Source organism: Microbispora catharanthi, assembly GCF_006334915.2.
In the GTDB taxonomy this organism is placed as follows: Bacteria; Actinomycetota; Actinomycetes; order Streptosporangiales; family Streptosporangiaceae; genus Microbispora; species Microbispora catharanthi.
Map to the genome: position 1 here is coordinate 89,488 of NZ_VDMA02000022.1, position 13,059 is coordinate 102,546.

At 70.7% G+C, this 13,059-nt stretch carries 4 protein-coding genes; 1 reads left to right on the forward strand and 3 read right to left on the reverse strand.

Annotated elements, in window-relative coordinates:
• Positions 1-7 precede the first annotated feature (7 nt).
• Positions 8-1,822: a vWA domain-containing protein gene (locus FH610_RS33085; protein ID WP_139579164.1), complete on the forward strand. Its 1,815-nt coding sequence runs from the start codon at positions 8-10 to the stop codon at positions 1,820-1,822.
• Between the two features lie 87 nt (positions 1,823-1,909).
• Here the strand turns inward: FH610_RS33085 and FH610_RS43035 are convergent, their stop codons facing one another.
• The 3 genes from FH610_RS43035 to FH610_RS33095 form a co-directional block, all read right to left on the reverse strand.
• The gene (locus FH610_RS43035) at positions 1,910-2,440 is read right to left on the reverse strand and encodes a hypothetical protein (protein ID WP_161628139.1); all 531 of its coding nucleotides are present in this window, start codon (positions 2,438-2,440) and stop codon (positions 1,910-1,912) included.
• An 83-nt stretch (positions 2,441-2,523) separates the two neighbouring features.
• Entirely contained in the window at positions 2,524-8,874 is a 6,351-nt protein-coding gene (locus tag FH610_RS33090; RefSeq protein ID WP_205826244.1) for an RHS repeat-associated core domain-containing protein, read from the reverse strand.
• Between the two features lie 97 nt (positions 8,875-8,971).
• The gene (locus FH610_RS33095) at positions 8,972-12,694 is read right to left on the reverse strand and encodes a laminin G domain-containing protein (RefSeq protein ID WP_205826245.1); all 3,723 of its coding nucleotides are present in this window, start codon (positions 12,692-12,694) and stop codon (positions 8,972-8,974) included.
• Between the last annotated feature and the right edge of the window lie 365 nt (positions 12,695-13,059).

The window sequence follows — 13,059 nt, forward strand, 5'->3', positions numbered from 1 at the left end:
AGCTGAGGTGGCCCGCAGGAAGCAGAAGGCCGACCCCTGGCGCGACGCCGTGCTCAAGGGCTGGGAGGAGGTGCGCTCCCACCCGCTGTTCCGCCACCTCCGGGGCTACCTGTACGCGGCGGACGAGCACGAGCTGCCCCACGACCGGTGGGCCTACATCACGCCGGGCGGCAGCGTGTATCACCACTCCCGAAGGCGCGCCGAGGCGGGCGAGTGGGCGTGGGTGTTCGCGCACTGCCTGCTGCACGCGGGATTCGGGCACATGGACCCGCGCAACGCCCTGCCCGAGGACCTGAACAGGGAGGAGACCCCTCGGTGGGAGCAGCCGCGGCGCGCTCCCCGTCACCCCTACCTGGCCGCCTGCTGCCTGAGCGTGGACCGGTTCCTCGCCACCCTCAAGATCGGCAGGGCGCCGGAGCCGCGGCCGCCGGTCTTCCCGCCGGAGGACGAACGGACGCTGGCCGGTCTGTGGCGCACGTCCGGGGTGCCCGCCGAGTTCGACGTGCCGGCCTTCCCGGACTTCTTCGCCGGCACGGTCGAGACGGCCACGGCCCGCGACTACGAGAAGGGGCTCGCGATCGGGATCTCCGCCGCGGCGACGATGGCGATCGAGGTGGCCGGGGGCGCGCGCGACTCCGTCCAGAGCAGGGTGAAGAAGCCGTGGGACCACGCACTCGGCTGGTTCGTGTCGTCCTACCCGCTGCTGGGGGCGCTGGCGGCGGGGATGACGATCGTGGCGGACGCGGACCTCGCCCGGGGCTGGGACATCTCGGTGGCCGCGGTCAACGCCGAGGCGGCCGAGATCTACGTCAACCCGCTGGTCTCGATGACCATCGAGGAGTGGCGGTTCGTGCTGGCCCACGAGATGCTCCACGCCGCACTGCGGCACGGTGAGCGGGTGGGCTGGCGGGAGCCCTACCTGTGGAACGTCGCCTGCGACTACGTGGTCAACGGCTGGCTGGTCGAGATGGGCGTGGGGGAGATGCCCGAAGGACTCCTCCACGATCCGGAGCTGCGCGGGCTGTCCTGCGAGGCGGTCTACGACCGGATCGCGCGCGACCTGCGTCGCCTGCGCAAGCTCGCGACGCTGCGCGGGCGCGGCCTGGGCGACATGCTCGGGCAGCCGCTGCCGCGTCCCGGCGCTCCGGGACGCTACGTGGACCTGGACGACTACTACCGCAACGCCCTCGTCACCGGCCTCGCCTACCACCACAGCGGAGGCAGGGGCACCCTCCCGGCCGGCCTCGAGCAGGAGATCCGGGCCCTGGATCACCCGCCGCTGCCCTGGGACGCCGCGCTCGCGCGCTGGTTCGAGGAGCACGTCCCCGCCGTCGAACGGCGCAGGTCCTACGCCCGGGCCTCCCGTCGCCAGTCCACGACGCCGGACATCCCCCGTCCCGGCTGGGTGCGGCCGGAGGAGGCGGTGCGCCGGGCCACGTTCGGGGTCGTGCTCGACACGTCGGGATCCATGAACACCCGGCTCCTGGGCAAGGCGCTCGGCGCCATCGCGTCGTACGCGACCGCGCGCGACGTGCCGCGCGCCCGGGTCGTGTTCTGCGACGCCGTCGCCTACGACGCGGGATACCTGCCGGTGGAGGACGTCGCGCGCAGGGTCCGCGTGCGGGGACGCGGCGGGACGATCCTCCAGCCGGGCGTGGACCTGCTCGAACGGGCCGAGGACTTCCCCCGGGACGGCCCGATCCTGTTGATCACCGACGGGGAGTGCGACGTGGTGCGGATCCGCCGCGAACACGCCTTCCTGATCCCCGAAGGCGCCTTCCTGCCGTTCGCCCCGCGCGGCCCGGTGTTCCGCATGAGCTGACGGGGGCTTTCTCCGCGGCCGCTCGCGGCCTGCGGCGGTCCCGCCGCCACACCCGTCACAAGGTGCGGCGGCGGGACGTGCCGCCGGTCACGGACGGCAACGGTCCGGGTCGGCGCGCATGAAGACGTCCCGGTCCGTCTTCACGGTCTCCTCGCCTCCCGCCCACGCCAGCACCTGCCCGCGGCCGAGACCCGCCAGGTCGGCCGTGGTGAACGGCACCCTGCTCCGCAGGCCCAGGTCGCCGGCGGTGCCGTTGACGGTGGCGACGTAGGGGACGCCCTCCCGCAGCGCGGTGAGGCTGTCGCCGGTGGACCGCCAGCCTTCGGGCGGCGCCTGGAAGAGCCGGATCTCGTTCACCGACCCGGTCCAGCCGCCGTTGTGCACGCTCCAGGTGACGAGCTCGCCGTCGTCGTCGGTGTCCTGCAGCACCGAGAAGTCGCTGGCGACGTAGCCGGGGCAGCCGCCGAGCAGCAGCCTGACCCCGCCGTCCTCGGCGCGCTCGACGGCGAGGACGCCCTTGGGCGCGGGCGCGGTGGTCTCGCACGCCGCGCCGAAGAAGGCCAGAGCGGCCAGCGCGACGGCGGTGCGCCCGCGCCCCGGCCTTCTTCCACGCGTCATCGTCTCCCTCTCCCTTCGCCGGCCTCCGAGCCTAGGTCGTGTCCGACAAATCATGGCCCTGGGCAGCCTTTGTCAGACACTCCCTAGGTCCCCGGCAGGCGATACTCGAGCGGCCGCCAGTTCGCGTAGCTGCCCCACCACAGGTTGGCCCCCACCTCGAAGGTATTGGTCGCCGCGGGACTTCCGGTCTCCCGCTGGGATTTCAAGGACTGGTAGCCGTAGGCCGCGATGTAGGCGGTGGCGGTGCTGTAGCTCGCCCACTGCTCCGAGTGGACCGCCTCGTGCTTTTCGAGGTTGGGCCCGTACTCGTCGGCCGTCTTCCGCCCGGCGACCCGCGCGATGTCGTCCCGGCGCTGCTTCTCATCCCGCAGCCGGTTCTCGAAGTCCTTCTTCGAGTACGGGTAGAAGTGGACGTCCCCGACCGTCATCGGCTGGTCGCCTCCGGGGGAGCCGTTGTAACAGACGTACTGCAGGGCGCGGCGCTCACATGATCCGTCGCTGAAGAGCGTGTGGTAGCTCAGGGCCAGCTCGTTGGCGCCGTTCGTGTTGTTGCCCCAGTGGAACGGGTGGATGAGCAGCGCCTTGAACAGGTTGATCCCGTTCGAGTGGCAGAAGCATCCGCCGGGCGGCGGTACCGGCGGCGGGCCCGGAGACGGGCTCGGCGTCGGGTGGCTCTTCTTGGGCTTCTTCTTCTTGTTCTTGTACGGGTCGACCTTGCCGGTCTTGGGGTCGTACCCGACCTTCCCCTGCTCCTCCTTCGAGCAGTACTTGAGGTCGTACTGGCAGGAGTTGGGCCGCGAGCCGATCTCCTCACCCGTCGGGTCGCTGAACGTGACGGGGTTGTTGTTGCCGTAGGAGTACCCGTTGAGCGACTGGGCCTGGTCGGTGGACAGCACCGGGTCCACGCTCAGGAACCTGCCGACGACCGGGTCGTACATGCGGGCCCCGACGTAGGTGAGCCCGGTGGCGGCGTCGGCGGGCTTGCCGAGGAACCCCTTGTCGTCGGGCCAGGCGCCGCCGACCGTGTCCCCGCGCGGCGCGCCGAACGGGGTCGTGAAGCGCTTGCTGATCGCCTGACCGGCCGCGTCGACCGACAGCGAGGAGGTGCCGTGCTGGTCGCCGGCGAGGAAGGAGACCGCGTTCTTCCCGTCCTGGGTGGTGCGCACCGCGATCACCTGCGTGTCCGCGGCGTAGAAGCGGCTGGCCCAGGTCGTGACGGTGCTGCCGGTCTTCTTCGAGTGGATCTCGGTGGCGCCGAGGTAGAGCACGCTCTCCCCGTCGCCCACCGCGCGGCGGATCAACAGTCCCCCGTCGGCGTCGTACACGTGGGCCGTCTTCTGCGTGCCCTGGGTCAGGGTCGCGATGCGGCCCTGCGCGTCCCAGGTCAGCACCTGGCCGTCGCGCCCGGTCGTGTTGCCGGACTTGTCGTAGGAGTAGGTGGCGGTCGCGCCCGTGCAGGAGCCCGTCACGACCGCGGTCAGGGCGTGCCGCTTGGCGGTGTCGCCGTAGCAGTACGCCGAGGTGGTCGCGGTGGAGCCGCTGTAGCGGGTCTCCGTCGCCCGCAGCCCGGAGGCGTTGTAGGTGTAGGAGGTCCGGTACGGCGCCGCACCGCCCAGGGTCTTGTTCGTGCAGTCGTCGGTGGCCGGCGTCCACGCCTCGGTCAGCCGCCGCTGCCCGTCGTAGGCGAAGCACTGGATGTCATTTTGTCCCGCGCCGTCCTGGGTGGGGGTGTCGGCGATCTCGGTGACGTTGCCCGCGTCGTCGTAGTGGTAGGCCAGGTCCTGCGGCTTGACCGGCGCGGACTGGGTGGTGACGAAGGCCCGCTTCAGCCGGTCGGTCCCCTCCTCGTAGGTGTTGTTGAGGAAGGTCTTCTTGGCCTCCGTGGCCCCCGACAGGCCGAGGGTGAACTGCAGGGGCTGGCCGAGCGCGTTGTAGTCGGCCTTCTGGAGGTAGTCGGTGGTGCCGGTCAGCCCGGTCACCTGCCCGGTCGGCGTGTAGGTCAGGCTGATCTTCTCCTCGGCCAGACCGCCGACGGCGGGCTCGGTGGAGTTCTTCAGCGTGCCGTCGAGGTTGTAGTCGCTGCCGAAGGTGTAGCTGGTCTTCGCCGCCCCGGAGAGGACCATCGGGTCGTTCGGGTCGATGTCGATCTCGGTGCCGGTGGCGCGATACTGGCCGTCGTACGCGAGGACCTTCTTCGTGTACGCCTTGCCGGAGACGCCGCCGTCGTAACTGGTGGACGAGGCGAGCTGGCCCTTGGCCACGGTGTCGTAGGTCCAGGCGGCCAGCTTGTTCGCGTCGGTGCGCGACCCCGACCACAGCCCGGTCTTGCGGCCGAGCTCGTCGTAGCCGTACAGCAGGACCGTGCCGTTCGCGCCGGTGACCGTGTCGGTCTTGTCGAGCGCGGTGTAGCGGACGGTGCTCGCGCCCTTGTCGGGGTCGCTGATGCCGGTCTGCCTGGCGAACAGGTCGTAGGTGTAGGACCACTTCGCGCCGTCGGGGGCGGTGACGGTCAGTTCCTTGTCGTCGGCGCGGTAGGTGAAGGACGTGGAGGTGTACCCGCTGGAGGTCAGCGCGCCGTACTGGGTGTCGGCGGGGGAGGGCGAGTTGTACTCGCGCCGTTCGACCGTGCGGTCGAGCGCGTCGGTGATGGTCCGCACCGCGCTGCCGCCGGTCACCGCGCTGACGGCGGTGGAGTCACCGGTGTACGCCGTGGTGGTCGTCCACTTCTCCACGCCGTACGACAGGAACGTGCTGCGGGTCTGCCGGCCGGCGCCGTCGAAGACGATGTTCGTCTGCTTGGGCGCCTCGCCGTACTCCTCCCGGGTGTAGGTGGCGTTCGGCGTCTGCGTGGAGTCGAAGATGTCGGCGTAGGTCTCGTAGGCGAGGCCGCGCGAGTCGTAGCGGGTGTCGGTCAGGAGCCGGCCGCCGTTCGGGGTCGGCTTCTGCGTCTGCATCGGCCGCAGCAGCGAGTCGAAGATCTCGTACGACCAGCTGGCGGTGGTGGACGACTTGACGGTCGAGGTGCCGATCGCGGGCGCCTTGCCCCGCTCGTACACGTAGGAGTAGGCGTAGGTGGGGGTCTGCCCGCCGTCCTTGCTGCGGTCGGGCAGCCACACGCCGGTCAGCCGGCCGAGAGCGTCGTAGGTCTGCTCGGTCTTGCCGTTGTTCGGGTCGTAGGTGCGCACCGGAAGTCCGCGCGTCGCGTCGAGGAACGTCGTCGCCTTCTGCTGCTTGGCGTTGGTCTCCACCTTCTTGGTGAGGACTCCGGCGCCGGTCGGCGTGTACGCCGTGGTGGTGGGGTTGCCGCCCGCGTCGGTCACGGTCAGCGGCCTGCCCAGCGTGTCGTAGGTGGTCGACTCGGTGCGCTGCCAGCCGGTCGGCGGGCGCTCGTCACCGGTGAGGGCCGACGGGTAGCCGGTGGCCCGACCCGTCCAGGTGGCCTCGCCCTTCACCGGCTTCTGGCTCGCCGACCACCCGGTCGCGGCGGTGTTGTCGTACACGGTCGCCGTGTCGGACAGCACGTCGCCCGAGGTGTCGGAGCCCGCGGGCAGCGACAGGTCGGCCTCCTTCAGCGAGCAGGCGCGGCCGACCACGCGGGTGCGGGAGACCAGCGAGTTCAGGCCCTTGGCGTCGTCGCGGGCATACCAGGTGCGGGTGCAGGTCTCGTCGCCGCTCTTGGCGGTGTCGCCCGTGCTGTCCTGCTTGACCGCCATGCCGTACGAGTCGTACGTCGTGGAGGTGGTGACGGTGCGCCAGGTCTTGGGGACGGTCAGGTAGGTGTGCTCCGACGTCTTCCCCATGCGCACGTAGTAGGCCTCGGTGTCGGCGTACGACTTGTGCTGGGTGGCGGTCTTCGCCGACCAGGGGTCGTTGACCGTCACGTCGACCGGGTCGGCCCCGTCGTAGGTGACCTCCTCGCGGGTGAAGCCGGAGTACTGCTCGGAGTCCGTGAGGTCGGGCACGTCGAGACCGCCGACGTCGAGGCCCGGCACGGTGGCGGTGCGCCGCTTGTCGGGATCGACCGTCCTCGGGTCGGCCGACTTGAGCAGCCGGTCGCCGTTCATGCCCTGCAGGTACACCGTGACCGACGTGGTGCGGGTGCCGTCGGCGTCGCCGACGTACGTCGTGACCTTCTGGTAGCCGCGCCACAGCGACCAGGTGCGCTCGTCGGCCGGGGTGAACGGGCTGTCGTTGTAGCGCCAGCCGGGCGTGGCGTACTCGTAGGCGTATTCGACCAGCGGGTTGTGGCCGGCAGGGTCGGCGATGTTCAGCGCGAGCACGCGGTATTTGTTGAACCAGTCGATGGAGGCGTCGGTGGCGCCGTTGATGTGCCAGAACTGCGGATAGCAGGACAGCGCGTTGTCGTCCTCGGCCTTCGGCATCTTCGAGCCGCGCACGCACTCCGGCTCGTTGTAGCTGACCGTGATGATCGCGCCGGTCTCCGAGGTGACCGTCTCGACGCGCGGCTTGGTCAGCGGCAGGATGTTGCCGCCTCCCGGCTGGGTGCCGCCCGCCACCCGGTTGGTCCGCATGGCGTAGGTGAACGAGACGGGGTCGAGCGTCAGCGGCGTGTCACCGGCCGAGCCCGTCCGCACGATCGACATCAGTGACAGCGTCTGGTCGGCGGAGCTGCCGATGTCGCCGCCGTCCAGGTACTTCTGCGTGAACGCCCACGAGTCGACCGGCTTGTACGCCGTGCCGGACAGGACGCTCGTCTCGATCTTCACCAGGCGCTTGCGGCTGAAGAAGGCCGGGCTCTCGGCGTGGCAGTCGTCCTTGTTCGCGTCCTTCTTGCAGATGGCGTCGAAGGGGACGTCGGGCCAGTTCTCCGCGGTGTCCTTGGTGAGGCTGCCGCAGTCGGAGGCCGTGCAGCGCTCGGCGTAGGAGAAGGCGACCTTGTAGGGCGCGTCCACGGTGAACAGCGTGTCGGACCGCTGCCCGTAGAGGATCTTGTCGAGGTAGCCGCCGCGGACGTAGGAGGTGGTCGCGGTGTCGGACTTGTTCTTCCGGTAGTAGTTCGTCTCCGCCGTGTACCAGTACGTCATGGCGTTGCCGTGGGTGTCCTCGGCGTAGTCGAGGTTCCACCGCCACGCCTGGGTGACGGATCGGTCGGCGAAGGCGTCGCCCTTGGTGTAGCCGGGCTCGCCCGAGTCGTCGCCGTACACCGGGACCGTGAACACCGAGTCGGTCCGCTGGCTGCCCGCGCCGCTCAGCTTGTTGAGGCCGAAGACGTACTTCGTGCCCTCGCCGGTGACGACGGTCCAGTACTCGCCGTCGTCGTCGCCGTTGTCGGCGCCGGTGGAGTGGGTGACGGTGGAGGCGTCGTCGTTCTTCAGCCGCCACTTGCCGCTGGTGTCGTCCTTGACGAGCTCGGTGGACTTGCCGTTGAGGACGAGCGAGGCGTTGTCGTACTTCCAGCACAGGTCGTACTGCTTGTCGTGGCCGTCCTCGTCGCAGCTGCCGAACTGGCGGTCGATGTAGGAGGTGGCGGCGGTGTCGAAGCCCTCGCCGATCGAGGTGCCCTGGTTGTTTGTGGTGGAGGTGCGCCCGTCCACGCTGCCCGAGTCGTACGACAGGTCCAGCGCGGGCGCGGGTCCCGCCGCCGGCTCCACCGGGGCGATCGGGTAGGACCAGGTGAAGGAGCCGGAGTTGCCGCCCGCCTCCCACGTGGACGACGCGGCGAGCGGGGTGGCGGCGTAGTTGCCGCTGCCGTCCGCCGCCTCGCCTCCTTCACCCGGGGTGTCGGCGGTCAGGGCCAGCACGGCCGGGGCGGCGTCGAACGTGACCGGCGCCGAGAGGGTCTGCGCCGTGGCCGAGTTGTCGGTGTCCAGCGGGGTCCGCGTGCGGCACTCCTCCCGTTCGGGGGTGGTCGCGGCGCAGGCGGGCAGCTGGACCAGACGCAGCCGGCCGCTCCACCCGCCGCCGTACGCGGAGGCGAAGGCGGCGTAGCCGACGCTCACCGTCGCGGTGCCCGGGGTCTGCGCCGACGCGGCCAGCAGCACCCCGTCCACCCCGGCCGCCTCGGCGGCGGCGCGGTCGAGCACCCGCACGCGGGCCGTCCGCGAACCGGCGGTGCCGGGGGTATCGGCCGGGGCGGCGGCTTTCAGGCTCACCGGGAGCCCGCCCACGCTGACGCTCCGCTCGCCGCCGATCGGCACGTCGGCCTCGCCGGCGCTCGGCCACCGGGCGGCCTCGCGCTCCTTCGCGGCCCGGTCGGCGGCGGCGTCGTTGCGGGCCCTGGACGCGGCGACCCGTTCCCTGGCCTCCTTCGCCCCGCTCGCGTCCATGGCCCTGACCTTGCTGGACCGTTGTTTCTGCACGGGTGGGGCGCCGGGTGGTCCCTCCGCGGCCGAGGCCGCCGTCACCCCGACGGGTAACGAGATCACCACCGCCAACGCGGCCACCAGGGCAGCACGAATTCCGGGCCGACGCATGACCCAACCTCCTCGAGAGGAAAAGAGAGAACCCGCGGATCAACCGGGGGAAGATGCGGGAGGTGCGGGGACCGGCGAGCCGGTCCCCGCACCGCCGTCAGTCGCCGATGACGGCGTCCATCTGGTCGGAATCGGCCATGGCGCCCGCCCACAGCCGCAGATCGGTGATCCTCGCGGGGAGGAAGTGACCCCAGGAGGTCGCGCTGAAGCCCTTGCCGGCCGCGAAGTCGCCCGACCCGGGCACGGCGGTGTAGGCCATGTCGAGGTCGTTCTGCTCGTGGCCGACGTAGAGCCGCACCACTCGCCCGTTCGCCGCCAGGGCGTCGTACACGCCGGTCAGGCGGACCGGGCTGTCCAGGCTGGCCGAGGCGTCGGAGCTCACCCAGGTCTTCGTGCCGTCCTTGTTGACCCGGCCGAAGCGCCAGAAGCCGACCGGGACGCTGACCTCGTTGCCGTCGTCGTCGAGCTGCGTCTCCTTGCCGGTCAGCTCGAACCACAGGCCCCACGACGACCCGTCGGCGGTGCGCTGCCCGGCCACCTGGCCGACGGTCCCGATCGGCTTCGCCAGGATCTTGTCCCGGTCGAGCTCGACCTTCACGGTCACCGTGAACGAGCCGGTGTCGTCCACGACCGGGCCCGCGGTGGTGGCGGCGGCGTCCACGCCGTCGAGCACCAGGCCCTCCCCGTCCAGCGACGCCCCGCCGGCCAGCGCCAGCGCCCGGCCGTAACCCGACAGCGAGTCGGGCACCTGCGTTCCGGCGGCGTCCGCCGGGTCCCAGTCGGCCACCAGTTCCACGTCGTTGCGCCCGGACGCCGGGGACTCCGACCGCGCCTCCGTCGCGACCTCCTCCGGGGTCAGGACCCGCTGCCAGGCGGCGACCTCGTCGATCGAGCCGGGGAAGTAGAACTGGAAGACGTTGGCCCACTTGTAGCGGCCGATCTCGAACGGTCCGGTGGCCGACCACACGCCGGAGATGGTGGCGGTGCCCTGCGGCACGCCGTTGACGTAGAAGCTCAGCTTCTGCGTCGCCGGGTCGTAGCTGCCGGCCAGGTGGGTCCAGACGTTCGCCCGGGACGTGCCGTTCTTCGAGCAGACCCCGTAGTAGGCCTTGCCGGTCGCCTCGTCCTTGTCCTTGACGCCGAAGCAGAAGGCGCCGTAGTCCTTCTCGTGCCAGAGCAGGAAGGGGCTGTAGCCGCCCGAACCGTCCTGCGACAGCACGATGCCGTCGTCGCTCACCTTGTCCAGCCGCACCCAGGCGGAGACCGTGTAGGCCGACCGGGTCTCCAGCACCGGCCCGGACGTCGCCGCGTACGCCGACGTGCCGTTCAGGCCCAACCCCTTGTCGACCTTCGGGGTGTCCAGTGCCGTGCCCGCGTCGTCGTACCAGACCTCGCCGCGGCGTCCCCGGGTGTCCCGTACGGCGCCGCCGGAGAGCGTGGCGTCGTGGTGTCCGCTGCCCCGGTCGACGGCGGCGCCGGAGTCCTCGTCGAAGTGCCACCTGCCGGCCGGGCCCGCGCCCGCGGCGACCAGGAAGTCGACGACCGTGGTCGCGCCATACCTGCCGACGTTGTCCTTGGCCCGGACGTACAGGCTGTACGTCCCGGCGGCAGGGGGAGTGATCAACGCCTTCGCCGTGGCGCCCGTGACGTCGGACGACCAGGTCGAGCTGGTGGACGCGCGGTACTGGTAGGCGACGTTGTTGGCGTCGCCGGACGCCGGGCCGAAGGTGACGGTCGTGCTCTGTCCCGGCCCGCCGGCCGGCGCGCAGCTCGTGGCGGTGCAGGCGGTGTACGGCGCGCCGAGCGTGACCACCGGCGCCTTCGGCGCGGTCGGGTCGACCTTGAAGTAGCACCAGCCGGCGCTCAGGTAGCTGCTGGTCCCGGCCAGCCACTTGGTGTAGTTGCTGTAGTAGGAGCGCGTCCACGAGTCGTAGCGGTAGAGCACGCCCTCCGACAGCGTCGGCGCGTCAGCGGTCACCTTCACGTTGTCGCCCACGTGTCCGGTCGTCGGCCGCTCGATGGTGGAGAAGGCCTGCGTCCAGGTGCCGTCGGCGTTCTTCTTCTGGACGTAGAACGCCCCCCGCAGCATCGCGCCGGACTCGCCGCCCGCGAGGGTCTGCGGGGTGGTCGCCATGGTGGGCGTGGGGTCGGAGAGGATCGCGGGCGCCGACTCCTTGGTCTCGCAGACGGTGCCCGAGCCGGTGACGAGGCCGACCCCGGTCGGCACCCCGGGCATACCCACGTAGTCGACGACGAGCACGGCGTCGTTCCTGAACCGCTTCCAGGCGGAGGTGTCGCCCTCGTCGTGCGCCCGCAGCTCCAGCGTGAGCTTGGAGAACTTGCCCGCCGCGAAGTCCTTCACGGTCGGGGTCAGGTTCTCGTTCGTCTCTTCGGGGTTGTCCTTGAACTCGATCGGCGCGGTCGGCTCGTCGGGATCGCACGCCGAGCCGCGCCCCGCCGACACGTACCGGTCCACCATCCAGTCGAGCTCCTTGGGACGGCCCGACCAGGTGGTGGACGACGTGAAGTTGTTCGTACGGACGAGGTCGACCCACCGGGGGTCGCACTGGAACGCCCAGGGCTCGGTGACGCGGAACGCGGCGCTCAGCACCTGCTTGCCCTTGAGACTCGCGGGGGAGAACTGGAAGTACAGCCGCTGGGTGTAGCCGGGCCCGCAGTAGTAGCCGTTCCAGGTGCCGCAGTGGCCGACGCCCTCACCCTGGTTGTTGCTGCCGTTGCTCCAGTTGTACGACTTGTAGCCGTCCGAGCGCAGCAGCGTCCTGTCGGTCTCTCCCCAGGTCACGGTCGGGTCGATGTAGACGGGGTAGGCCGACTCGTCCTTCTGCCGCAGCAGGCCGGCGTCGGGGACGAGCGTGAGCGTGTCCTTGCCGACCTCGATCGGCAGCTCGGCGTGCCCCGCCCCGGGGGCGGGGCCGTCGGCGGCCTGCCCCTCGTCCGAAGGGGCGCTCGTCTCCGTCGCCTGTGGTGTCGTGCCCGATGTCGTGTTCGGGGCCGGTGAGCCGTCCGCGGCGGGCGCGCCCTGGGGGGCGCCGCCCTTCGCGGACGGGGTGGAGGCGGTGGAAGGGGCCGGGGAGGACGGCGCGGCGGGGGCGTCGGCCGTCCCGGCCTGCCCGGCGGCGGGGTTCCCGGTGGAGTCCCACATCGCGGCCGGAGGCGAGGTGAAGACCTCGGTGGCGTTGCCGTCGGTCGCGGACATGCCGCCGTCCGCGGTCTCCTCCACCTTGAGCCCGGACGACTTGACGGCGTACTGGATCCGCCCGAGAGCGGGGTTGTTCGCCGCCTCCGGTGTCTTGACGATCAGGACCTGGCGGAAGCCCTCGGTCGTCGCGGTCATCCTGAGGTCCACGTCCGGCAGCACGTTCTGGTACGTGGCGTTCGGGCCGTCGAGCACCGGCGCGGGCAGGGTTCCCGGCCAGCCCAGCGCGAGGGTCCGGCCGTCCCGGTTCATCGTGACGAGGTTCCCGCCGTCGCCGCCGCCGGAGAAGGAGATGCCCACGGCCGCGGCGGCCGGTCCGACGCTTCCGTCGGCGCGACGCTGCAGCGTCGCGTCGGGTGACACCCACGTCCCGTCCGGTCCCTTGACCCGGACGGGGGTGGTCGACTGCTCCAGCCGGAACGACTCGCCGTCCGGATTGGCATATGTGGTGGTGAACTCGGTCCGGGCCTCGGTCACCTCGACCGGTTCCCGGATCTCGGCAGCGCGCTTCAGCGCCTGCTGCCAGCCGCTGAGCCGGCCCGCGTCGGATCCCGTCCGACTTTCCTGTGCCGCCATCGCGGCCGGGGGTGTCCCGGTTCCCACCAGTACACCCGCCACGACCACGGCAGTGAGCGAACGCCAACTCCGCAGTCCGGGAAACCTAAACATGGGTTATCTCCCGTACGAAATATGCAAGATCGCACACATTAAACGTTTACTGTCACCCCATGTCAATAAATTCTTTTCGCCCATAAAGGATTTGAATAATCTTATCAACATAAAGAGCAAATAAAGTGATATTAGGTCGGTAAGTCAGACAAATTGACACGGCGATGCACGGGGCGTACGTCGCTGTGCGAGACCTCCGCCGTGGATGTCGCGTCACGGAGACCGGGCACTCACGGCGGGTGATCGACGGCGTCCGTGAAGTGGGCGGCGTACAGGGGGTCTCAGGGCAGGCGCCAGGG